Here is a 23,483-nt window from a genome sequence, read left to right as displayed (position 1 = left end):
CTAGTATAACAAGATTAGCTAGAATAACCAATATAGCTATTCTAAGTAATATAGCTAAAGCAAATAATATAACTAGAATAATTAGTATAGCTAATATAATGAATATAGTTAATATAGCCAATATAAGGAGATAAGATAAATCTTATCTCCTTATATTGTTATTATGCTATTAATTTATAGTATGATGAATTTGATAGAATTTTTATTTATAGATAAAATTGATAATTTTATCTATTTTGTTAAAAAATTCGTTTACTTCATTTAATATTTAAAGTACAATAATAGTTAAGGATAATGATAATACATTAGTTAATAATGGACATATTTTATGCTGAGTTTTGTTGAATATATATTATAAATGATAATATATTATCCGTTGTATTTATAATTTTAGATGTAGGGAGGAATAGTAAACGATGAAAAGCAAACAAGTTGCATTATCATTGGCAATACTACTTGCGTTAGGCACGGGAACTGTATTACATGTAGAAGCACAAGGAAATCCGACAGAGTATTCACGTCACTTTGGTGATGAAAACACGGTTACCAGTGACCATAGTTTAGCAGTAGGTTTCAGAAATACGGTATCCGGTTCATATTCAACTGCTGTAGGACAGTCTTCTACCGCATCTGGTGAGACTTCACTAGCTATCGGACGAAGTGCACAGGCAACTGCTAATAATACCAATGCTATTGGTCGGAGTGCACGAGCAGAAGGTGAAAATGCTACTGCAATAGGCCATGGATCAGTTTCTTCAGGGCGTAATTCAAATGCCTTTGGTTCATCCGCTAAAGCATCTGCTGAAGCTTCTACAGCGGTTGGCAATAGTACAAAGGCTAGTGGTATTTCAAGTACCGCTACTGGCTTTAATGCTGAGGCATCTGGTAATTTCTCTTCAGCATATGGTAATGATGCTAGAGCAAAGGGAAATCGTTCAGTAGCCGTTGGATATAATGCAAAAGCTGAAGAGAGTGCAACTGCTGTAGGTAATAATGCTAATGCTGGTGCTGCAAATGCTGTTGCAGTAGGTTCAGGTAATACGATTACTGCACGTAGTGGAGTTGGAATTGGTAGCAGTAATTCTGTTTCTGGCATTGATTCTGGCGCTTTTGGGGTTAGAAATAACGTAGCGCAAGCAAATACATATGTACTGGGCAGTAATGTGACGTCAACACAAGGAAATAGTGTTCTCTTAGGCAATGCATCTACCGATAGAGCTGCCACAACAGAAACACAAGCTAATATAAATGGTATCAACTATTCCGGCTTTGCTGGGGTAGGGTCAGCTCGTAACGGCGTTACGAGTGTTGGTGCATCTGGTAAAGAACGTCAGGTGATTAATGTAGCATCTGGGAAAGTATCTTCTGATAGCACGGATGCTATAAATGGTAGTCAATTATATGCAGTAGCAAATACAGTGGGCGGAATTCTTAATAATCACAATACATTAATTCAAAATAATATTAATGAAATCGATAAAAATAAAGAAAAAATTGCCGACAATGAACGAAAATTAAAAGATCATACAGATGTCTTACAAAAACATGAAGATATTTTAAATGGACATAGTCAAGAATTAGAAAAACATAATAAATTAATTATAAATCATGATAATCAAATTACTCGTTTAACTAAAGAAAATCTTCGTCAAGATGCTGATTTACTTCGTCATGAAGATCAAATTCAAAATCATGACATTCAATTAAAAAATCAAACTGAACGTATGAATAATCAAGAAAAACGTATTGACAATCAAGATAAGCGTTTAGATTATTTAGATAATCGTGTTGATAATCATGATGCTCGAATTGAAAATCATAGTGAGCGTATCGAAAGTCATGAACGTCGTATTGAATATAATAAGACTTTAGCCACAGAAGCATTAAAAGAAGCTAAAAAACATACTAGCATTTCTGCAGGTAATAATGTAACTGTAACTACAAGCACAAATGCTGCTGGTGGTACTGATTACAAAGTATCTGTAGATAAAGTTAAATTTGGTAATGTTTCTTTGGACAATAAAGGTCTAAATAATGGTGGCAATAAAATCACTAATGTAGCCGATGGTGAAGTATCCGCTACATCTAAAGATGCCGTTAACGGTAGCCAATTGTATCAAGCTACTAGCGGTATTAGTAATGGTGTGAACCTATTAAATAGCAAAATAGGAAAAGTTGGTGCTGGTGCGGCTGCATTAGCGGCTATTCATCCATTGGATTTTGATCCTGAGGATAAATGGAATTTTGCGGCTGGTTACGGTAACTATGCCGGTGAAAATGCGATGGCATTAGGTGCTTTCTACAGACCAAATGAAGACACTATGTTCAGCGTAGCTGGATCCATGGGTAACGGTGAAAACATGGTCAATGCCGGCGTTTCATTGAAATTAGGTCAAAAAAATGGTGTATCTACTTCTAGAGTAGCTTTGGCTAAAGAGGTTCAAGACTTAAAGGCCATTGTAAAAGCCCAAAATGTAGAGATTCAACAAATGAAGGTATCCATGGGAATGGCACCTCAGTATGACAAGAAAGATGTGAACTTCCCTGATATACCAGCTAATCATTGGGCTTATGAATATGTAAAAGACTTGGCTGATAAAGGTCTTGTTGAAGGCTATCCTGATGGCGAATTTAAAGGCAATCGTGCGATGACTCGTTATGAGTATGCTGCGATCATTTACCGTGCTTTACAATTGGGTGCCCCAATTGATGGCAAAATGGGGCGTGCGATTAACGAATTTAATCCTGAATTGGCTCGTCTTCGTGACTTGGATCGCATTCGTGTGGATCGAATCTCTGGTAAAGACAATGATCGTCATAAGGTAGAACGACTTCGTGTAAACAATAAAGACAATAAGCAAACTAATGATTACAGAGATGTTTATGGTAGTCATATCGAGCGTAATGCGAAGTAATTACTTGTCATGAATTAACCTTTTAAACTAAAAGGAAGACAACAAAATAGTTCTTGTATAAACTAAAGAAAAAACAAAGGAGGCTGTGATAAACGGCCTCCTTTGTTCAATTAATTGCATTATTGATTGCGTTATTAAAATGATTTTTTACCTAGTGTAGGATGGCTACAACGTTTTAGCGTTAGGGTATCAATCATATGGACGGCTTCGTCCAATGTAATATCTTCGCGCTTCGTTGGTGTTTCTAGGACAGCTAACGGATGCTCCGTACCTACCTCACCAGAGGGCAAGTATATATATTCTTGGTTGACGGTGTCACCAAAGATATAGCCTGCTTGTAAATGTTCTTTGTGAATGCGACTCATGGTCTCTCCTTAGATGATTTGTTTTAGTTTGAAGTCTAGATAGTCTGCAGATACCAATTCTAGTTTTGTCGTACTAAACTCCTTTGGAATTCGGTTAAAAGAAATTTGATCGTGTAAGTGGCCAAAGATGCAGATATCTACTTTATATTGTTCTAATAGGTCCGTAAAGCCAGAAGGAGCGTTGGATTCGTTAAATGGAGGGTAATGTAGCAACAATAACTTTGTTACAGGAATATTCTCTATATCTATAATTGAATCAGGTGTTGATGAATAGGATTTTTTAGAACAGGTCATATCTGTGACGTTTGTTTCCGTCCTGAGTTCTTCAAGCACTTTATGTATTGCTTTATCCATTTCTTGAAGTGCCGCTTCGGTACGCATCAATTCTCTATCGTAAATGGATTGGTCCGTTTCCGGAGAGAAGTGGGAGTCTCCAGGACAGAGGTAGGCACGCGTTCCTCCGAATGCAATAAGGCGCGGACCTTCTTCGGTTTGGATGAGTTCTGCGGTGCCGTGACCTTGTATAAAGGTAATAGCGTCGCCCATGAGATTATGCATCTTGTTCGCCGATGCCCACCAATAATCATGGTTGCCGCGAATCATATATTTTTTACCAGGTAGAGATGCAATTTCTTGTAAATCGCAGGCCGCTTCTTCAAGGCGGAGAGCCCAGCTCATGTCACCTACGAGAAAGACGATATCTTCATCGCTTACATTGGCATTCCAATGCTCTTTGATGCGGGCCCAGTGATCATTCCAGTGAGGACCAAAAATATCCATCGGCTTTGTGGGAGGATTGCCAGATAGATGGAGGTCGCCGATGGCAAATACTTTCATAAAAATCCTTTCAAATATGTATGGTTAAACCATATATAAAATTATATATCAAATTATGTACGGTATATGGTTAGAGCTATTTAGTAGCTTGAAAATAAGGCGTAATATCGTGCTTGATTTTAGCAGCTCGTCCCTCATCGCAAGTTTGTGGTATTTTGTATCCTACATAGAGGGGTGTCGTTACATAGCGCGCCACTACCTTGATGTAATCATAGCCGTCCTCAAGATTATATACAAAGTAATTATAGGACTGGCTAAAGTTTGCTACACTATGCAATACATAGCGCAGAATTTGCTGTAGTCGAAGGGCTACAGCACGAACCGGCGCATCTGGTTTGAAGCGAATATTGTACTCAAAGAACCCAATAATCGGATGGGTAGACAAGGTGATGCGTACATCTTGATCCTCGTGCAAGAGCCAACCCTCCATATTTTGGGCCGTAATATCTTTGTGATAATCGTAATTCTCAAGGCCTATAATCTGGCTGTGTGGATGGCGAATAGAACCGCCGGACATATAGCCGTAATTCTTGAAGAACAGTACGGATTTAAACTCTTTACGCTGACGAGTTTCGCGCCACTTATCGAGGCCAAACTGGAGAATGTGGGCTGCTTCGTCTGTAGGTAAGGTAGAAAACTCGCCTTCGTCAGTTTCCGTTTCAATAATAACGGTAGGCCAAGTTTTTTCTAAGACTGGATATTTGTTCATGAGCCATATAATATGACCTGATGTATCTAGGATATCCGTTAATTTGGAACGATCGCAGAAGGGACAACGCACTTGTTCATTGCGAATATTGACGGGCTTTGTGCGCCCTAATTCGATATTAAATCTAAGTGGTTTGTTCATCTAGTGCCTCCTTCCTTGCAAGAAAATCTATATTCTTAATCATACCACAACTAAGGCATTCGTACATAAAATAATGGTATAATAATAGAGTGTTATTTTTATGATTAAGGAGGCCCTATGAAACCAACGACGCTCGTATTTCCCATTGATGAACAAAATCGTATACTGCTAGGTCGTAAAAAACGTGGTTTTGGGGCCGATAAATATAATGGTTTCGGCGGTAAACTGGATGATGGTGAAAGTTTCAGAGAGTGTGCCATTCGCGAACTATTTGAGGAATCTGGCCTTCAGGGAAATCTTGAAGACTTAGAATGTGTCGCGGCTTTTGATTTTCAATTTCCTTTTGATGAAAGCTTAACGCACGTGAGTTATGTGTATTTCTTGCGTGCTTTCACAGGCGATGTAGAGGAAACAGACGAAATGGAGCCTCATTGGCTAGAACCAAATCAAATTCCTTATGAACATATGTGGGATGGTGACCGCAGATGGTTGCCGATGTTGTTAGAAGGTAAGAAATTAAAAGGACCTATTGTGTTTGGACGAGATAATAATATGGTGGATAAGATGGATTTGACCACTGTTGATACTGTTCTTGAAAGCGAACACTTGGCGCGCATCGATCTGTATATTAATGGATGATGAATGTACGATTTGTTACAATTTAACGTTAAAATCGTTATCTGGTGGGTATTGGAGTATAAAATAGGGAGTATGTAGCCGTGAAAGTGGTACTAGACTCCTAAATTTATAATATATTGAGGTAATATGACTGATAAAAAGAACCCAAAGTGGGTGCCACAGCTATTGGCGTGGTATGATGTACATAAACGGGAGTTGCCGTGGCGCGGTTGTGGGGACCCTTATAAGATTTGGGTATCCGAGGTGATGAGTCAGCAGACCCGCATTGAGGCAATGAAACCCTATTATGATAACTGGATGCGTCTATTTCCAACCTTGGAGGATTTGGCAAAGGCCTCCGAAGATGAGGTGGTTCACGCATGGCAAGGGCTTGGTTATTATAGTCGTGCTCGTAACTTGCGTCTTGGCGTAATGGACGTCGTTGAAAATTACGGCGGTATCGTGCCTCATGACCGTAAGACCATGGAATCCTTGAAGGGCGTAGGTTCTTATACGGCAGGGGCTGTGCTATCCATGGCGTACAACGAACCAGAGGTGGCTGTAGATGGCAATGTACTGCGCATTTATGCTCGGTTGTATCGCATCTTTGATGATATTTTGAGCACTAAAGGTAAAAAGGCTATTACGGCTATCGTAGAGGAGACTTTACCTCACGTTCGACCTGGCGACTTTAACCAAGCCTTGATGGACTTTGGCTCTGCCGTATGTATTCCAAAGACACCCCGTTGTGGCGAATGTCCTATTGTAAATATGTGCGAAGCATACCAACATAAGGATACAGATAAACTGCCTGTGCGCATCAAGAAAACAAAGGTAGTAGAGGTGCCTTTATTCGTGGGGATCTTGCAGTATAAAGGCTATTATTTATTGCATAAACGGCCGAACCGTGGACTCTTACGATCCATGTGGGAATTCCCATCTGTGGAAATGGTATCTGCCTTTGAGGACGGAGAACGAGGCCTTGAAGAATTAGTTCAGGCCCTTGGATTTGATCTATCTTTGCAACCAGTACTTGTGAAAGAAATAACACATGTTTTCTCTCACCGAAAATGGTTTATGAAAGCATTCCGCGGTGATTTAACGTACACAGGGGATGCTAATAATATATCGATTGCAGATATCCAACAGCAATTGCCAAAGGACTGGATGCTCATCAAGCGTGATGAGTTCTCCGACTATGCTTGGGCGGGACCTCATGGTAAACTGACGGAAATCGCAAAGTAATTTGTAGGAGCAATGAATGAGAATTCTATTTAATATCATTTTTTCTGCCATCCTCGCAATAGGTCTGGTAGGATTTTGGGCTCTATTCCTCAACTTGTGGAAGCCTAAAAAGAAATGGCCAGCCTGGGTGGGCTATATAATCATTATCGGTGCGTGGTTCGCGGCTATCCGATACTATATACTCAATCAAGTGGATTTATATGGTACGATGTACTATCCTTTGATGAATATGTTCCGTACTGAAAGCTACGGATTCCTCTTTGGTGTATTCCTAGCGATTCCTGTATTTATCATACTTAGTCTATTATATTGGACAATCAATAAGATTTGGAGCAAAACACCAGAGGAAAATAGAACAGGCCGTCGCGCCTTCTTTAGAACTGCTGCAACTATAGTGCCGTTGGCTACTATTGGTGGCTCTAGCTATGCTGCCTTTGCGGGTCAACAAGAGGTAGTGGTAACTCATGAAAGCTTTGGCTACACGAACCTACCACCTGGTTTGAAAAACTATAAAATTGTTCAACTTAGTGATATTCATATAGGACCGAGTATCGACTTAGATGACTTTGATGAAATCCTAAAACTAGCGCTTTTACAAAAGCCTAATCGCGTTGTCATCACTGGCGACCTCATTGATAAGCTTGCATGGTTACCGCAAGTCTGTGAAAGACTGACAACATTTGCAAAACAAATCCCAGATGGGGTTGACTTTATCTTGGGAAATCACGAGTATCATCACGATGTAAATAAGGTACTTGACGCACTTAAACGAAATACACCTATGAATATTCTCGTGAATAGTAATATTCAAATCATGGGCGGCAAACAACCTGTATATATTGCGGGCGTTGCGTACGATAACGATCGTAAAAAGGACAACCGGGAAGCCATGATTAACAAAGCTTTATCTGGAATTCCAGACTATGCCTTTGTTATTCTATTGGCTCATCACCCTGAATTCTTCGAAGAATCTATTGAACGAAAGATTCCGTTGACTCTATCTGGACATACCCATGGAGGTCAAATCGTATTCATGGGTATGCCGTTAGTACCAACAGGCACACCATATACAAAAGGTCGCTATGTAGAAGAACAAAGCGTATGCTACGTTAATAATGGTACAGGACACTGGTTCCCAATCCGTATCAACTGTCCACGAGAAATTACGGTTATTACATTCTTTGATGGAGTGGCTTAGTTTGAAAGACAAACTCACTATAGGTATACATTAATGTATATTAAATCCTTTATATATAAAATCCTTATATGTATTATTCTGCTTATGCTATTTGATATCTCTCTAATCTACGATATGACAGCGGATATATATAAGAGATATCTCAAAATAGCAATACTAGTGGCAATTGGATGCCATTTAGACTTATATCTGGAACTCAGTAAACAAGAAATACTGCTAATACAGGCGTTTAAGGATGATACATTTAACGAGACCTATGAACTGTTAAATACAAAACAGGCTATTTTCATTATATTCTTGGTTGTGTTAATGACTATAAATATTATGAAATATTAGAAGACCATAGGGGATAAACTAGAAGAGGTACTGTATTTTAGATACAATACCTCTTTTTATTATATGAATTTATATAATAATTGTGATATATTAGAGTTAAAATTTTTAGTTGTGTTGTGAAAATATAGTTTTTATGTTGGGAGTAATTATATATTTCTAAAAATATATAATTATTTTGTGCGAGGCTTAGTACTTTTTTTACTTATATGTATTCCATATAGTCTTGTCACAAATCCAGAGTTGATTGAAGATGAATTAGACTTTTATTTCTTTGTTATTGCATATGTCATAACACTTTTGTTTTATGTGGTATGGAACTATATTTATAACTATTTAAGACGTAAAAGAGGGTAGCATTTGTGCACATTCATTTACCATTAGTTCTGAAATCTATCTTTTTTCGGTGATTGTTTTATATTGGCTTATATAAAATACTGTTAAAAAACTTTCACCATTATTGGTATCTATATGATAATTAAAAGTATGAAACAGTTTTTAGTTGATGAATTTTGTAAGTTTAAGATTGAAGTAATAGCGTTAATTCAATATGTAAGGAAGCTTAAAACACTTACGATGAATGTACAAACTTATCTTTCAATAAATATTTTAGTTTTCTTGGGCATAGAAGCAAATATTTTCATGCTTTCTCTTCCTTTTGATAGAATATATAATCAAGAATACTATAATATGTTATTTTATGTAGGGCATACTCTTTATATTCTTTTTGTTTTTATTACAAATTACATGCGGTTGAATTATTATAAAAAGGCTTCTCTTAATTGGCTTAATGTTATTATAATGATTTCTTTAGTAATGGTTTTACTTTTGGGTAAAAGTATTACTATTTCTAGTTCTAATTTTAGCTTTAGAGGCACTACTGATTATATATTGGGGAATGAGGTACTATGGAGCGTAGATACACCTGAGATGTTCTTTCCTTTTCTGATGGGGCTGATACTATTTGGGGCATTTGGAATCGATAAATTGTGGTCTGCTCATAATACTATTGAAACTAATGGGATTATTTTTGATAATAAAGTTATTGATGTGTGGTGGGGCAATAGAAATGATTTAACCGATGGGCAAATTAAGACCTTAAAGTTATATTATAGTCGACAGGAGTCCTACCCTTTTTGGATTGATATCTATAAAAGTATTTTAATAGATAGTTTATGGTTTTATGGACGCAGTACTGTTCGTCAGTGGCATATGTTTAATGTGTTTTTAGCTTTTATTATGTATAATTTTGTTGTAACTTATACTATTGAGCCCTCCATTCTAAGATATACTTTATACATTTATCTTACATATACTGTAATTACTATGATATGTAGACGCTTGATGGATACCAATAGTAGTATTTTTTGGCTTATTTGCTTATTTGTACCTTTAGTTAATATATATGTGCTGTATTTACTATATAATAAAACATCTGCATTATATGATCAGGAAAGTAACTCTATTTTTTATTATCCTTTATAACTAATTAACCTCTGCTATGATAGTATCCTAGCAGGGGTTATTGTATTTATTTATAAAATCCAGAGTTTAAATTAGAAATATCATTATTTCTAATGTTAAAATAAAAATGAAATATATGTTGCTCTTATCTTTGAGAAGAGTAAAGTACATTGTTTATTAAAGTATGATTATTATTGTATGTGCTGTAGATTTTTAGTAAAAATCAAAATTAGTGAGAGAAAATGAATAAACTAGAAGAGATAAGAGGTTATCTAGACATGAATGAAGAGATTGAATTTAGGTATAACGGTTTAGAGTGCTTTGTGACTCCAAATAATGTTGTTTGGGAATTTTGGATTAATGATGAATGTGTTATTAAAGAGCCAGATTTAGACACTTTTTTAATGATACCTTGCTTAGAAGGTCACACAATTAGCGATATTTTTGCCAATGAGTTATATGATGAGAAATCTCTGTACATTTTTTAAACCTTTAGAGAAAGTATTATATGTGTAATTGGTTTATATTCGATTAAGCAAATGACTTGAAAATGCCAAGCGTACTAATTAGTCTGTTGCGTTTAATATCAGTATTTATAAGGTGATCGGTAGATCCTTAAGGATAAGTATGTTTGACTAGAAAAATTAGGAAGGAGTAAACATCAATGAGTGGTTCAGATGTTTCTTTATATGACGAAGTTATTGAAGGCTTGAGATGTAACAGGGAGTTAGAACTATATTATAATGATTCTACATATGGGATTGTTACTTATGGTGCATTATGGCAACTATGGAAAAATAAGGATCTTTTAGATGAATGTAATGATTTTTTACCGTTATTAGAAAATCCAATAATAAATGGTAGGAGTTTAAAAGATATTATAAAGACGAAAGATTGTGGACTACTTTTAATGTAAAAATGATTGAATTATAATCTAATAAAACTATAGAAGGAATATAGATGATAGACTTAGAACCTATTAAACAGATAAAAAGTCCAAGTTTAGAAAATGTTATAATTTTTGCTTTGCGATGTGTAAATTATATGATTATAAATGATAAACTTAATGGTTTCATTGTTATGGACCTGGCGTGGAAAGAAGTTAATACCTATTCTTAATAATATTAAGGAATTCTATTTTTATCAATTATACGAATTTAGTGATGACATAATTTTAATGTGTACCAATAAAGGGATAGTATCTTTGTCATTGATTGATTATTCTGTTCGTATTATAGATGAAATAGCCAAATATGATAAAAAATTTGCATACTTTGTTTATGAAAGTGAAATAAAAGAATCCTTTCCTCGTAATGAAAAATTAGTTTGTTTGGATACAAATAATATTACGATATTAGATGATCTTAAAAAGATTCAGATTCAAAACCCTATTTCTGTTCCGTATTTTGACGTATCTATGACCGAAAGATATGGTTTAGCTGTTGCAGAGAATCAATTGCAGATTTTTAATCTCAATGGAGATACAAAAAGCAAGATATTATCCTATAAAAGACCATGGTATGGTGAATGAGCTGATCTATTTGAAAAAGATGATGGACTTCATCTATATGTTATAAGTCGTAATGATTTGGACGAATTAACAAGTCTTTCAGAATATGTAATTCCATTTGACAAGACGCCTAGTTATGTAATTTTATTATAAGCTTTATACGACTTATTAAAGGTGAGATTTGATTTAGATATTTTGTAACTCTACGTTTAGAATAATTGCCTAACTAAAAGAAGGACTGTAAACGAATGCTTTAAAGTAGTATTTCGTTTACAGTCCCTTTTATATTTCGTTCATTTGAGGTATGAGAGGATGTTACAGATATGTCATAGATATGAGAGAGATTTTATTTCATGCGAACTGCTTCGGCAAATTCGTCTTCGGTCATGAGTTTTTCTTCCAAGATGATTTCTTTAATAGAGCAACCGCGTTTGTACGCTTCTTTTACCACCTTGGCGCTCTTGTCGTAGCCAATATATGGTGTTAAGGATGTAGCAATCATGAGAGATTGTTCTACGAAGAAGTTGAGCTTTTCAGGTACAAATTCTACGCCGTCGATGCAGTGTGTTGTGAAAGAGTTCATAGCGTCTGCGAGGAGGCGACAGCTTTCAACAAAGTCATAGATCATGATAGGCATGTATACGTTCAATTGGAACGCACCGCTACCTGCACAGAGCGTCATAGTTGTATTGTGGCCGAATACTTGGGCGCATACCATGGTCAAAGCTTCACATTGAGTAGGATTTACCTTGCCTGGCATGATGGAGGAGCCCGGTTCGTTTTCAGGAAGATGCCATTCGCCGTAGCCACAGCGAGGGCCAGAGCCTAAGAAGCGCACATCGTTAGCGATTTTGAATAGGGTAGTCGCTAATGTGTTAAGTGCACCGTGAGCCATCATAAATGCATCTTTGAGAGCAAGTCCTTGGAATTTGTTATTCTTAACACGGAATGGAGCACCTGTTACCTCTGGCAATACAGTTTCCATAACGTCTAGATAGCCCTTAGGTGTGTTCACACCTGTACCGACCGCAGTACCACCGAGTGCTACGTCGAGGAGGTGGTCAGCATTTTGAAGGAGCATAGTTTTGGCAGTTTTTAGGCCGTCCACAAAGGCGCTAATTTCTTGGTCTACCATGATAAAAGTAGCATCTTGTAGGTGGGTACGACCAACTTTTTGCAATCCTTTTCCTTTTTTTTGCAATTTTTCAAAGGATCCGATAAGGCCGTCCAATGCAGGAATTACGCGTTTTGTAATTTCAAAGTATGCACAGATATGCATTGCCGTAGGGAATGTATCGTTTGTACTTTGGCCGCGGTTTACATCGTCGTTAGGATGAAGTGGATTGGATTCATCTAACTGTTTAGCTCGGTGAGCGATGACTTCGTTCACATTCATGTTAGTTTGTGTGCCAGAGCCTGTTTGGAATACGGTTAACGGGAATTCTTCATCCCATTTGCCATCCACGATTTCATCTACTACTTGAGCGATGAGTTTCGCTTTTTCCTCAGTTACTGCGCCACACTTTGCATTGGTTAAAGCACATGCTTTTTTTACAAGCGCAAGCGCCTTGATTTGTTCAATAGGGATGCGGTGGTCACCGATTTTAAAATTATTGAACGAGCGTTGCGTTTGAGGTCCGTAAATTCGTCTAGCGTCGACTTCGACTGGTCCCATTGAATCATATTCAATTCTTGTTTCCATAATGTTTACAACCTCCTTAAAAGACATGCCGACCCTACTGTCGGTACTTTAATTATATAAAATCCTGTATATTTGTACAGAATAAAAGAGAATGATTTCTATTTTCATATAATTGATAGGTGTATATGCATAATGCGCATATAAGAAAGGGGAAGTATATTGTGCTTTCCTTCTCTCCATACTTTATGATTTCAATCTATATGTAAGATTGATAATGCGTTATATGTAGAAAAATTATAAATTAAATATTTCATTTGGTGAATAATGAAAGGTCTATTCTTAGGGTAAACGATTAGGTATATATTAGCGTGGGGGTCCTCCAAAAACGACTTAGCGGCCCTGCGAAGCAGGGTGGGTGGCTTTGGAGGCTTTTGGAGGGCTACCACGCTTAATAAAGTATTTTGGATACAGAATAGACCTTTCAAGATATTTGTGGGAAAACTTAAATTTATAATTTTCATATGTATACATTATAAATGTCGCATATATATTGAAATCATCGCTTTAACACGATAAAATGGAAGTAGCTTAGTATATTGTTTTAAGTTTATGATTTCACAGAGGAGGTAAGTACTTATGAAACATGACTTTACGAGCCATGACCTTCATCTGCCGGAACTGACGTTACGTGGGATGCTACTTGGTGCATTGATTACTGTTATTTTTACAGCGTCTAACGTATATCTCGGTTTGAAGGTAGGTTTGACGTTCTCGTCATCCATTCCGGCAGCTATTATTTCAATGGCAATTTTACGGTTCTTCAAGGATTCTAATGTTCTTGAAAATAACATGGTACAAACGCAGGCTTCTGCGGCTGGTACATTGTCCGCCATTATCTTTATTTTGCCAGGTTTACTCATGCTTGGGTATTGGAATGGCTTTCCATTCTGGCAAACATTCTTGCTCTGTGCCTGTGGTGGCTCTCTAGGTGTATTATTCACCATTCCATTGCGTCGTGCCATGGTAGTGAATAGCGATCTACCATATCCTGAAGGTCGTGCAGCAGCAGAAATTTTGAAGGTTGGCTCTCACAATGGTGAACAAGGCCCTCAATCTAGCTCCGGTATGACAGACATCGTGTCCGGTGGCTTTGTAGCTGGTCTTATTAGCCTTTGTGCAAATGGTTTCAAAGTACTTGGCGATAGCATGAGCTTCTGGATTCCTGTAGGTAGCAAAGGTATTACTCAAATTCCTTTGGGCTTCTCTACAGCGTTGTTAGGTGCTGGTTACCTTATCGGTATCGCTTCTGGTATCGCTATCCTCGTCGGTGTACTCATCGCATGGGCTGGCTTCGTGCCTTACTTCACTAACATGTTTGCTCCAGATGGCGGTGCTACTGCTAAGTTTGCAATGGCTATTTGGAAATCTAAAGTTCGTTTCATCGGTGCTGGTGCTATTGGTATTGCTGCGATTTGGACTTTGATTACCTTAATCAAACCTATCATCGAAGGTATGAAAATTTCTGTTAAATCCATGAATAGCAGCTCCGCAGAACGTGAATTGCATCGTATGGATACAGATATGAGTACAAAATCCGTTTTAGGTGTATTCATACTTATTCTTATTGGCTTAGTATTTACATTCTGGGATTTCGTATCTGTCGTACCTATTAGTGCAGGTTTAATGTGGACACTCGTTGTAGTAGGTATCGTAGTAGCTTTATTGATTGGCTTCTTCGTGGCTGCAGCATGTGGCTATATGGCAGGCCTTATCGGTACATCTGCTTCTCCAATTTCTGGTATCGGTATTTTAGCGACTATTATTTCTTCCTTAGTTGTATACTTTATCGCAGCGGAAAATAATTTATTTGCTACACAAGAAGGTGTTCAGTTCGCTACTGCTATGGCTATCTTTATGACATCCGTAGTTATTGCGATTGCATCTATTTCTAATGATAATTTACAAGATTTAAAGACTGGCCAACTCGTTGGTGCTACACCTTGGCGTCAACAAATTGCCTTGTTACTTGGTTCTGTAGCCGGTGCCATTGCAATTGCTCCAGTTCTTAACTTGCTTTACCAAGCATACGGTTTCACAGGTGCGTTACCACGTGCTGAAATGGATCCAAACGCTGCATTATCTGCTCCTCAAGCGACTTTGATGACTACCATTGCACAAGGTATCTTCAACTCTAGCATGGATTGGGATTATATCTTAATTGGTGTTGGCGTTGGTGTTGTGGCTATTATCGTCAACTTGATTCTCAAGAGCACAACTGCTACCTTAACATTGCCTCCATTGGCTGTTGGTATGGGTATTTATTTACCGCCTACTTTAGAAGTACCGCTTATTATTGGTTCTTTCATCAGCTACTTCGTAGGTCGTTATCTTGTAGCTCGTGCTAAAATGCGTGCCGGTGAGCTTGCTGACTACGATGTAGAGCAATCCAATCGCCGCGGTGTTCTCTTTGCTTCTGGTCTGATCGTTGGTGAAAGCTTGATTGGTGTAATCATAGCTGTTATTATTGTATTGTCTGTTACAACTGGTGGTGGGGAAGCTCCACTTGAATTAGTAGGTCCTGAATTTGAAAGCACAGCACAATGGTTAGGATTGCTTGCATTCATATTTGCTGGTCTCTATCTTGTTCGCCGTGTTGTTACACACAAGTTCAATAAAGAAGAAGCTCTTGCTATGAAAGCTGAGCAAGAACAATAAGAGGTTAAACAATGAAATTAAAACAGTCTGTACTCATCATTATGGCTGCTGCATTGCCAGTAGCCTCCTTCGCAGCAAGCGAAGTAATACCTGTAACGCAAGATACTGTAAATGTACAAGCAAATCAAACAAATGCGAAACGTGTAAATCGTAATGATTTAACATATCGTATTTCTAGTACTGCTACACCTGAGCAGAATCGTGCGTTGCGCTCTAAAGCGTCTAAAGTAGATCGTAATGCAGTTGAAGTGGTAGCTCCAAATGCGGACCGTTATATGGATCGTAAAGAGGTTGCTGTATCACCTGTGGAATCTACTACAGATCATTTGGATTTAGTATTCCCAGAGGTTAAATCTGTTAGCCCTGCAGTAGAAAAAGCAATCAATACGACCATCAAAAAGTATGTTTCTAAAATACAAAATGATGTAGAAAAGTTAAATGCTAAAGAATCTGATAAAACAAATGTAGTTATGTACTATGATGTTAAAACAGATAAAAACGGTATTTTCAGCGTATTGATTCACACATATACTATGCGTGATCATGATGCCAATGGTGTAAACTATGTAAAAGGCTTCACATTTAACACCACAACAGGTCGACAATTGTCCTTGTACGATCTTGGTGGTCTTAATAAAAAAGAACTGGTGAATGCAATTAATAATAATCAAGATGTGAAAGATAAATTAGGTGGCGATGTAAATATCGATAAAATGCCTACTGAATTCTACACAACAGATGATTATTCCGTTGTAATGATCTTGCAACAAGATGTGGATTCAATCCATAGCGCAGGTACGGTATATGTACCAGTTGGTATCTTGCGTGACCGCGAAAATGATGTAACAAAAAAATAATCGAACTGTGTAAATTCGATTATGTGTGTATAGTAACAGCTGTTTAATTGTGAAAAGAACCGCTCCTAAGGGGGCGGTTCTTTTTTATCTATATTATTGTTTGTCGTTATAATAGTTTACGCGTGGTGGTAATGGGAATTGAATGTTTCCGTCTGACTTTGTAAGCGGTTCCGGTGGTAACTGTAAGAATACATTATCATGGAATTTCTTTTTAAATGCTTTCAACGTCGATTTTTGAATAGAATCAACGGTAATGAGAAGGGCACTCGTATCAGTATTTGGGGAGATGGAAAGGATCTTTCCTTGAGGTTCTTTTTGTTGGTAAAGGGCGATGGCATCGGATTGATACTCCTCTAGTTGGGCCTGATTTAATTTACCTTTTGATACGACTACAGTTCTATCTAGCTGTGGATCATGAGCCTCTGTAATCGCTTTGGAAACAAGGTCAGTTTTCTTTTGATCCGTTAAAGATGCATGTAATTGGCCTGCCTCCCAGAATAGAGCTCCGTCTTGACGGAATTTGGTGAAATCATTGCCATAGCCTAATGCTTTGTCGATGATATTAGCTGTTTTGTTTTCTACTTGTTGCTTGAACAATGTATTGTGGAAGGCAAGTGCTTGTTCTGTTTGTGTCATGCGGTACGCAATTTCCGCCGCTTCTGCACGAGTTACATATTTTTCAGGGTTAAACAATGTACCTGGAGCGTAGTTTGTGAACCCAAGATAGGCAAGCTCGCGAACGGCATCTTGTGCCCAAGGAGCCACAAATTTTTGGTCTCCATAGGCTATATTATCAAGAACTGTTGGGTCTTCAGTGGTATATCCTAAGTAATGGATATAGTTATCTGCTACTACCGCAAACTCTTGGCGGGACATATATTTCTCAGGTTTATAAGTATCATCACCATAGCCGCTGATGATATTCTTGCGAGCTACAGATTCAATAGCAAGAGCAGACCAACGGTCAGATGTAATATCTTTAAATTTACTTGATAAGAAGGCGGCTGTACCATCATCCGTAATATTGTTGAAGAGCGCTGCTACTTCTTCACGTGTCATAGGTTGGTTAGGTCGGAATGTACCATCGGAATACCCCTTCATTAGGTTTGCTTTTGTTACAGTGCTAATCGAGTTAGCTGCCCAAAAATCACTAGGCACATCTGTAAAGATGTGGGCGCGGATTTTTTGAATATCTTGAGGTATACCGATAGAGGTGTTTACAATTGCAGGTGATGCGGTATTAGTAGATTTAACGTTAGCAGCTTCTGTTTTAGTAGTCTCCATCTTCGTAGCATCTGTTTTAGCCATTGGTGCTTTAGTTGTTTCCATTTTAGTGGCTTCAACAGTAGTTGCAGGAGTATGAGTTGTAGTGGTTGTGTTTGCAGAAGCAAAACCAAGGCCTGTTGTAGTCAATAATGTGCCGAGTACGAGGGCACGTAATGCGTGAGGGGTATTCTTGTACATAAAAATCCTTCCTAATCATGGTAAAGGCTAGCGCTTGATAGCCGTAGAATATAAACTTTCACCAGCATAAAAAGTTATATCCGTCGCATCATAGTCAATTAGTTGGCATGCATAGTGATATACAACAAAGCAGCGTAGTACTGTCGAGTATACGCTGCCTTGGCTGGTTAAGTGTAACGCCGATTAGCGTTTTACTGTCATTTTTACTTTGGAACCGAATAATTTAGAGATTCCTTGTTGTGTTTCTTTAGATGCTGTAGATACAACTGCGTAAAGTTGGTTATTTTCTACATCAGGGAATGTAGCTAGAATTGTACCTGCTTTTTCATTTTTGTTGTAGTAGTTGCGGAAGTTTGTATCGATTGCATCGTATTCAGCTTGGCTGTATTGGGAGGATTCAACTACAACATAGTTATTTACAGTAGAATCACCACGGTTTGCAAGGTTAGCTTTTACTGTGGAAATATCGCTGTCTGTTTTCAAAGCTACGTGTAATTGATTGTCACGCCAGTACATTACGCCATAATTTTGGAATGCATCTTCTGTTTTATAAGTTTTATTTAATTCAGAAAATACTTTGTCTTCTAATGCAGCTTGTTGTTTTTGATCAAGTGCTTTTAATGTGCTGCGACGAACAGGGCGAACGGTGCGAGTAGGTTCAGCTTTTTCAGCTACTGCAGCATCTTTATTGCCTTTTACGTCTTTTTCAACTTTTTTTGCATCAGATTTTACAGCTTTATCAGCTTTAGCTACATCTTTTTTAGCGTCTTTACTTACTTTAGATGTATCTTTCTCTAATGCTGTATCAGCTTTTTTTGCATCTTCTTTTACAGCTGTTTCAGCTTTAGCTTCAGTTGTAGTGTGTTTTGGTGTTGCAAGGCCAGCACCATTAAGCATACGATTTAAGATTGTTGCCGCTTGTGCTCTAGTTACAGGTTGTTTAGGGTTAAAGTTTTCTGTTGCCCCAGATGCTACGATGCCTCGTTGTGCCATGTATTGGATATCTGCCAAGTAAGCAGAGGAGATGCTAGCTTCGTCCTTGAATGTTACTTTTTCTGCTTTTACAGGTGTAGAAAGATTCAATTTTTTAGCTAGACTAGCAGCAGATGCAACGAATTGTTCGCGGTCCATAGTTTTGCTAGGTGTGAAAGCTGTTTTAGATGTGCCTTCCATTACGCCTGCAGCACTAACTAATTTAATAGCAGAGCTAGACCAACGATCTGCTTCCACGTCAGAGTAGGAGGTAGAGGATTCTTTTGTTGCAATCTCTGCTAATTCTTGTTCGTTTAAGTTGTGTTGTAGCACTTTGCCATAAATAGCAGCTGCTTGTTCACGAGTAATTTGTGCACTAGGTTTGAATGTATTATCAGCATAACCGGAAAGGTAACCAGCTTGTGTCATTGCTTGGATAGCATCGCGAGCCCAGTTATCTTTTGTGTCAGGGTATACACCAGTAGGTAAGTTTTCTTTAGTTTTTACAGCTTTTTTACCTTCTACTTTTGCAGCATCTTCTTTTACATCATTTTTTACGGAAGTATCAATGCGTTTAACGTCATTTTTTACAGAAGTATCAACGCGTTTAGCATCGTTTTTTACGGATGTATCAGTGCGTTTAGCAGCGTTTTTAGCGGATGCATCAGCATGTTTTGCATCACGTTTTACAACTGTACTACCATGTTTAGCATCATTTTTGACGGATGTATCAATACGTTTAGCATCGTTTTTAACAGATGTATCAACACGGTGTTCATCCGCTTTAGCAGATACCTCAGCTCTAGTAGCCACATTAGATACTTCGGATTTTATATGAGTCGCAGTTGTTTCAGCGTGAGCCATGCTGAATGTAGAACCAAGGGCCAATGTAATTGCTAAAGACAAAGATAATTTATTTAGTTTCATGAAAAGGGCTCCTTTCAAACTATACTTATATAAAATAAATTATAACACTTTTTAAATTTATACACTACTATAAGAAAATGTAATCTATAAGGATAAAACTTACATGAATTTGAAAATTTGAGTACCATTATATAAATATAGAATGAAATATAGATAAAAGTTGATTTTCTAGTAGTTAAAAATGCAAAATGATAAACATTCGCAAAATCTAGATTTTATGGGGCTTTTACAAGAAAAAATGATAAATGAAATAATAGATGTGATAAAATTCAATGTTTGTTATTACAAAAAGTCATAACGATATAAGAAATAAAAGGGTACATACGAATATAGCAATTCTTTGGACAATATCTACATGATTAATTTATAATTATAGCGATGAGCTTTTGAATATTTATTTGAAAGCATAAGTAATGTTCAGGGCAGAAATTTAGTCGAAAAATTCACTACTAAAAATTGCCATAACACATACATATCAAAATTTTTTATTAGGTTAAGTACTAGAAAAGACGAGGAAGATAATATGAAAATTCATCTTTTCCAACAGTGTTTGATTGACATGTTCTACCCTCATGTAGGTATGGCTGGTGTAGAAGTACTTGAAAGATTAGGTTGTGAGCTTGTAGTACCTAAGAAACAAGTATGCTGTGGACAAATGTTCACTAACTCCGGTTATAATGACGCGGCTATGGACGCAATTAAGAATACAATCGAATGCTTTGAGAACGCTGAATATGTAGTCAGCATGTCCGGTTCTTGCGCTTTTGCAATCCGCGATGAATATCATCATTTCTTAAAAGATCAACCAGAGTGGTTGGCGCGCGCAGAAAGATTGAGTGGTAAAATTTACGAATTCACTCAATTTATTACTGACGTATTAGGTGTTGAAGATGTAGGGGCTCGTTTTAACGAATCTGTTACATACCATACATCTTGCCACGTAACTCGTTTGATGGGCATTAAAGAGCCTCCTTTCAAACTCCTTAAAAACGTTAAAGATATCAACTTGATTGAATTACCACGTGCAGATCGTTGCTGTGGTTTCGGCGGTACTTTCTCAGTTAAAAACCCTGAAATCAGTGAAGTTATGACACGCGAAAAAGCATTGGAAATTGCTGGCACAGGTGCCAACGTTATCTCCGGTTCTGACCAAGCGTGCTTAATGAACATCGCTGGTATGCTTGATCGTCTTCATAAAGAAGGCGAAATTGATCGCCGTATCAAAGTTATGCATATTGCTGAAATCTTAAACTGCCGTTAAGGAGGAGACGACATGGCACTTATATATGACAATCGCCCCTATAAAACACGTATAAAAGAATGTTTGGCTGACGATTTCAAAGTTGCAGCTATTAAAAAAGCACAAGACGTGTTTTATGATAAACGTAATACAGTAGTTGCGGATGTTCCTGAATGGTTAGATTTCCGCGCTGAAGCGGCTAAAATTCGCGATCACGTACTTAACAACTTGGATTACTATGTAAGTCAATTTGCTGACAATGCTGAAAAAGCTGGTTCTAAAGTTCACTTTGCGTTCGATGACAAAGAAGCGACTCAAATTGCATTAGATATCCTTCGCCAACGCGAAGCAAAAATGATCGTTAAATCCAAAACTATCTTAACTGAAGAAATTGGTTTGAACGAAGTATTAGAAGAAGCTGGTATTGAAGTTAACGAAACTGACTTGGCTGAATTTATTTTGCAAACTGCAGTAAGTCCTCCATCTCACATCGTAGTACCAGGTCTTCATTTTGAACGTAACAAAATCCGTGAAATTTTTGCTGAAAAATTAGGTTATACAGGAACTGAAAACCCTACGGAAATGACTCACTTTGTACGTGGTTATGTACGTGAGCGCTTCTTAAAAGCTGATGTAGGTGTTAATGGTTGTAACTTTGCAGTTGCTGAATCTGGTACATGTACAATCGTTTCCAACGAAGGTAACGGTCGTATGGCTAGTTCTATTCCTAAGACTCAATTAATTTTCTTAGGTACAGAACGTATTGTTCCTGATTTCAAAGCTCTTGATGTTATGATGGAAATGTTGAACCGTTCTGCAGTAGGTTCTAAGATTTCTAACTACTTCTCCATGATGACTGGTCCTGCGCGTCCTGGTGAAGCTGATGGTCCTGAAGAAACTCATATCATCATTATTGATAACGGCCGTTCTGGCATCTTGGGTGGTACATTCCAAGAAATGCTACGTTGTATCCGTTGTGGTGCATGTATGAATATCTGTCCTGTATACCGTCACGTTTCCGGTCATGGATATGGTTCTGTATATCCAGGTCCGATGGGTGCTGTATTGACTCCATTATTCAAAGGTTACGATGTAGCCGGCGATCTTCCATATGCTTCTACATTATGCGGTGCATGTACAGAAAACTGTCCAGTAGCTATTCCATTGCATGAATTGTTGATGGAGCACCGTCATATCATGGCTGATATTGAAAAGACTCGTCCAAAAGCAGAAGAAGCTATCTTCACAGCAGCTGCTAAGATGTTCGGTAATGCAACATTATTTGATCTTGGCACAAAAGCTGGTGCTATCGGTATGAACTTAATTAGTAATAAAGAAGGTAACATGCCTGAATGGACTCAAGCTATTCCAGTTATGAACGGTTGGACTAAGTCTAAAGAGTTGGGTTCCTTGAAATTCAAGAAATTCCGTGATTTATATGCTGAACATGAAAAGAACAAGAAGAAGGAGAAAAAATAATGGATGTAGCTAAACGTAATCAATTTATTGCACGTTTATCTCGTGCATTAGGCCGTGATCAAGAAATGTGCCCTGCTTTTGTAGAAGGCTTTGATTATAGCCATGGTCCTCAAGAAACTATGTTCCAAGATTTGAGTCGGGATCAAATTTTGACAATGTTTAAGGAACAATGTCAACGTGTTGGTACAAAATTCGTTGAAACTACACCTGACAAACTAGGTGAAACAATTTTTGCAGCTATCGAAGACTGGGGAAACGGTAAAATTGTATTCCCAAGCTCTCCTGAAGTAGAAGAATATAAATTAAAAGAATTGTTCGAACAAGATGCAGCTAATAATGGTGGCACTCGTACATACTTCCAATGGGATCCAGCTAAAGGTCGTGAAGAATGTATTTCTAATACTGCTAATGCTGATATTGGTATTACATTCCCATACTGCGGTATTGCGGAGACTGCTACTGTAGTACAAGCTTCTGGTGAGGACTCTGGCCGTGCGATTAGCTTGTTGCCTACAACACATATTGCTGTGTTGTATACTGATACAATCAACCCTCGCATGACACAAACAATGGAACATTTGGCTGAACGGTATCACAACGATCCAGCTAAGTTCCCTACAAATATCTGCTTGATTTCTGGTCCGTCCCGTACGGCAGATATCGAATTGGTAACTGTAGATGGTGCTCATGGTCCTATCCAAGTAACTTATATCTTAGTTAACAGATAATATAATAGCTAGATTTACTAAAGGCGATTTTCTTCTGGAAAATCGCCTTTTTGGTGTATATATTACAGAATACATTAAATGTTACCAAAAATTAAATATTATACTTGTATTTTTTTCGATATAT

At 37.6% G+C, this 23,483-nt stretch carries 19 protein-coding genes; 13 read left to right on the top strand and 6 right to left on the bottom strand.

From position 1 onward, the window contains the following. The first annotated feature begins 416 nt into the window (after window positions 1-416). Complete coding sequence (locus tag FNLLGLLA_RS08890; protein ID WP_156697307.1) at window positions 417-2,915, top strand: S-layer homology domain-containing protein; 2,499 nt, start codon at window positions 417-419, stop codon at window positions 2,913-2,915. A 134-nt stretch (window positions 2,916-3,049) separates the two neighbouring features. Here FNLLGLLA_RS08890 and FNLLGLLA_RS08885 read toward each other — a convergent pair whose 3' ends face one another. From FNLLGLLA_RS08885 to FNLLGLLA_RS08875, 3 genes are all read right to left on the bottom strand, one after another. After that, window positions 3,050-3,280: a hypothetical protein gene (locus FNLLGLLA_RS08885; RefSeq protein ID WP_004694858.1), complete on the bottom strand. Its 231-nt coding sequence runs from the start codon at window positions 3,278-3,280 to the stop codon at window positions 3,050-3,052. Between the two features lie 9 nt (window positions 3,281-3,289). After that, a complete protein-coding gene (locus FNLLGLLA_RS08880; protein WP_004694860.1) occupies window positions 3,290-4,117 on the bottom strand; it encodes a metallophosphoesterase in 828 nt (275 codons plus the stop codon). A gap of 76 nt (window positions 4,118-4,193) precedes the next feature. Beyond that, on the bottom strand, window positions 4,194-4,967 hold the full coding sequence (locus FNLLGLLA_RS08875) for a DUF4931 domain-containing protein (RefSeq protein ID WP_004694861.1): 774 nt from the start codon (window positions 4,965-4,967) through the stop codon (window positions 4,194-4,196). A gap of 117 nt (window positions 4,968-5,084) precedes the next feature. Between FNLLGLLA_RS08875 and FNLLGLLA_RS08870 the strand changes: the two genes are divergently transcribed. From FNLLGLLA_RS08870 to FNLLGLLA_RS08840, 7 genes are all read left to right on the top strand, one after another. Beyond that, complete coding sequence (locus FNLLGLLA_RS08870) at window positions 5,085-5,606, top strand: 8-oxo-dGTP diphosphatase (RefSeq protein WP_156697306.1); 522 nt, start codon at window positions 5,085-5,087, stop codon at window positions 5,604-5,606. Between the two features lie 126 nt (window positions 5,607-5,732). Then, window positions 5,733-6,830: an A/G-specific adenine glycosylase gene (mutY, locus tag FNLLGLLA_RS08865; RefSeq protein WP_004698160.1), complete on the top strand. Its 1,098-nt coding sequence runs from the start codon at window positions 5,733-5,735 to the stop codon at window positions 6,828-6,830. Between the two features lie 16 nt (window positions 6,831-6,846). Continuing rightward, entirely contained in the window at window positions 6,847-8,028 is a 1,182-nt protein-coding gene (locus FNLLGLLA_RS08860) for a metallophosphoesterase (protein WP_105087190.1), read from the top strand. An 819-nt stretch (window positions 8,029-8,847) separates the two neighbouring features. After that, the gene (locus FNLLGLLA_RS08855; RefSeq protein ID WP_232054988.1) at window positions 8,848-9,846 is read left to right on the top strand and encodes a DUF805 domain-containing protein; all 999 of its coding nucleotides are present in this window, start codon (window positions 8,848-8,850) and stop codon (window positions 9,844-9,846) included. Between the two features lie 221 nt (window positions 9,847-10,067). Next, the gene (locus FNLLGLLA_RS08850; protein WP_232054987.1) at window positions 10,068-10,313 is read left to right on the top strand and encodes a hypothetical protein; all 246 of its coding nucleotides are present in this window, start codon (window positions 10,068-10,070) and stop codon (window positions 10,311-10,313) included. Between the two features lie 176 nt (window positions 10,314-10,489). Then, window positions 10,490-10,741 carry a hypothetical protein gene (locus FNLLGLLA_RS08845; protein WP_105087186.1) on the top strand — a complete coding sequence of 84 codons (252 nt, stop codon included), beginning with the start codon at window positions 10,490-10,492 and terminating at the stop codon, window positions 10,739-10,741. Window positions 10,742-10,891: 150 nt separating this feature from the next. Further along, window positions 10,892-11,356: a hypothetical protein gene (locus FNLLGLLA_RS08840; RefSeq protein ID WP_232054986.1), complete on the top strand. Its 465-nt coding sequence runs from the start codon at window positions 10,892-10,894 to the stop codon at window positions 11,354-11,356. A 325-nt stretch (window positions 11,357-11,681) separates the two neighbouring features. Here FNLLGLLA_RS08840 and FNLLGLLA_RS08835 read toward each other — a convergent pair whose 3' ends face one another. After that, window positions 11,682-13,037: a class II fumarate hydratase gene (locus tag FNLLGLLA_RS08835; protein WP_004698284.1), complete on the bottom strand. Its 1,356-nt coding sequence runs from the start codon at window positions 13,035-13,037 to the stop codon at window positions 11,682-11,684. Between the two features lie 576 nt (window positions 13,038-13,613). Here FNLLGLLA_RS08835 and FNLLGLLA_RS08830 point away from each other — a divergent pair. Both FNLLGLLA_RS08830 and FNLLGLLA_RS08825 read left to right on the top strand, forming a co-directional pair. Then, complete coding sequence (locus tag FNLLGLLA_RS08830) at window positions 13,614-15,692, top strand: OPT family oligopeptide transporter (protein WP_004698162.1); 2,079 nt, start codon at window positions 13,614-13,616, stop codon at window positions 15,690-15,692. 11 nt (window positions 15,693-15,703) lie between these two features. Further along, on the top strand, window positions 15,704-16,549 hold the full coding sequence (locus FNLLGLLA_RS08825) for a polysaccharide deacetylase family protein (RefSeq protein WP_156697305.1): 846 nt from the start codon (window positions 15,704-15,706) through the stop codon (window positions 16,547-16,549). A gap of 93 nt (window positions 16,550-16,642) precedes the next feature. Here FNLLGLLA_RS08825 and FNLLGLLA_RS08820 read toward each other — a convergent pair whose 3' ends face one another. Beyond that, window positions 16,643-18,013: an S-layer homology domain-containing protein gene (locus tag FNLLGLLA_RS08820; protein WP_123138145.1), complete on the bottom strand. Its 1,371-nt coding sequence runs from the start codon at window positions 18,011-18,013 to the stop codon at window positions 16,643-16,645. Window positions 18,014-18,196: 183 nt separating this feature from the next. Then, entirely contained in the window at window positions 18,197-19,912 is a 1,716-nt protein-coding gene (locus FNLLGLLA_RS08815) for an S-layer homology domain-containing protein (protein WP_156697304.1), read from the bottom strand. A 523-nt stretch (window positions 19,913-20,435) separates the two neighbouring features. On the opposite strand from FNLLGLLA_RS08815, the gene FNLLGLLA_RS08810 reads away from it, so the two are divergent. The 3 genes from FNLLGLLA_RS08810 to FNLLGLLA_RS08800 are packed head-to-tail and all read left to right on the top strand — an operon-like array spanning window position 20,436 to window position 23,359. Then, window positions 20,436-21,173, top strand: coding sequence for a (Fe-S)-binding protein (locus tag FNLLGLLA_RS08810; protein WP_004698263.1), 738 nt, complete (start codon window positions 20,436-20,438; stop codon window positions 21,171-21,173). A 12-nt stretch (window positions 21,174-21,185) separates the two neighbouring features. Beyond that, complete coding sequence (locus tag FNLLGLLA_RS08805) at window positions 21,186-22,631, top strand: LutB/LldF family L-lactate oxidation iron-sulfur protein (RefSeq protein WP_004694882.1); 1,446 nt, start codon at window positions 21,186-21,188, stop codon at window positions 22,629-22,631. After that, window positions 22,631-23,359 (top strand): LutC/YkgG family protein, encoded by a 729-nt coding sequence (locus FNLLGLLA_RS08800; RefSeq protein WP_004698205.1) that lies wholly within the window; start codon window positions 22,631-22,633, stop codon window positions 23,357-23,359. The genes FNLLGLLA_RS08805 and FNLLGLLA_RS08800 overlap by 1 nt, the downstream gene beginning before the upstream one ends. The last annotated feature ends 124 nt before the right edge of the window (window positions 23,360-23,483 follow it).

The sequence above is a fragment of the Veillonella parvula genome (assembly GCF_902810435.1).
Lineage (GTDB): Bacteria > Bacillota > Negativicutes > Veillonellales > Veillonellaceae > Veillonella.
This window is presented reverse-complemented; position numbering and strand designations above follow the sequence as displayed.

What these genes read in the sequence shown, in the direction of transcription:
- FNLLGLLA_RS08810 (WP_004698263.1), top strand. Translation starts at nt 20,436, where the DNA reads ATGAAAATTCATCTTTTCCAACAGTGTTTGATTGACATGTTCTACCCT.
- FNLLGLLA_RS08835 (WP_004698284.1), bottom strand. Translation starts at nt 13,037, where the DNA reads ATGGAAACAAGAATTGAATATGATTCAATGGGACCAGTCGAAGTCGAC.
- FNLLGLLA_RS08820 (WP_123138145.1), bottom strand. Translation starts at nt 18,013, where the DNA reads ATGTACAAGAATACCCCTCACGCATTACGTGCCCTCGTACTCGGCACA.
- FNLLGLLA_RS08840 (WP_232054986.1), top strand. Translation starts at nt 10,892, where the DNA reads ATGGTTTCATTGTTATGGACCTGGCGTGGAAAGAAGTTAATACCTATT.
- FNLLGLLA_RS08855 (WP_232054988.1), top strand. Translation starts at nt 8,848, where the DNA reads ATGAAACAGTTTTTAGTTGATGAATTTTGTAAGTTTAAGATTGAAGTA.
- FNLLGLLA_RS08815 (WP_156697304.1), bottom strand. Translation starts at nt 19,912, where the DNA reads ATGAAACTAAATAAATTATCTTTGTCTTTAGCAATTACATTGGCCCTT.
- FNLLGLLA_RS08890 (WP_156697307.1), top strand. Translation starts at nt 417, where the DNA reads ATGAAAAGCAAACAAGTTGCATTATCATTGGCAATACTACTTGCGTTA.
- FNLLGLLA_RS08880 (WP_004694860.1), bottom strand. Translation starts at nt 4,117, where the DNA reads ATGAAAGTATTTGCCATCGGCGACCTCCATCTATCTGGCAATCCTCCC.
- FNLLGLLA_RS08845 (WP_105087186.1), top strand. Translation starts at nt 10,490, where the DNA reads ATGAGTGGTTCAGATGTTTCTTTATATGACGAAGTTATTGAAGGCTTG.
- mutY (WP_004698160.1), top strand. Translation starts at nt 5,733, where the DNA reads ATGACTGATAAAAAGAACCCAAAGTGGGTGCCACAGCTATTGGCGTGG.
- FNLLGLLA_RS08875 (WP_004694861.1), bottom strand. Translation starts at nt 4,967, where the DNA reads ATGAACAAACCACTTAGATTTAATATCGAATTAGGGCGCACAAAGCCC.
- FNLLGLLA_RS08830 (WP_004698162.1), top strand. Translation starts at nt 13,614, where the DNA reads ATGAAACATGACTTTACGAGCCATGACCTTCATCTGCCGGAACTGACG.
- FNLLGLLA_RS08885 (WP_004694858.1), bottom strand. Translation starts at nt 3,280, where the DNA reads ATGAGTCGCATTCACAAAGAACATTTACAAGCAGGCTATATCTTTGGT.
- FNLLGLLA_RS08800 (WP_004698205.1), top strand. Translation starts at nt 22,631, where the DNA reads ATGGATGTAGCTAAACGTAATCAATTTATTGCACGTTTATCTCGTGCA.
- FNLLGLLA_RS08860 (WP_105087190.1), top strand. Translation starts at nt 6,847, where the DNA reads ATGAGAATTCTATTTAATATCATTTTTTCTGCCATCCTCGCAATAGGT.
- FNLLGLLA_RS08805 (WP_004694882.1), top strand. Translation starts at nt 21,186, where the DNA reads ATGGCACTTATATATGACAATCGCCCCTATAAAACACGTATAAAAGAA.
- FNLLGLLA_RS08870 (WP_156697306.1), top strand. Translation starts at nt 5,085, where the DNA reads ATGAAACCAACGACGCTCGTATTTCCCATTGATGAACAAAATCGTATA.
- FNLLGLLA_RS08825 (WP_156697305.1), top strand. Translation starts at nt 15,704, where the DNA reads ATGAAATTAAAACAGTCTGTACTCATCATTATGGCTGCTGCATTGCCA.
- FNLLGLLA_RS08850 (WP_232054987.1), top strand. Translation starts at nt 10,068, where the DNA reads ATGAATAAACTAGAAGAGATAAGAGGTTATCTAGACATGAATGAAGAG.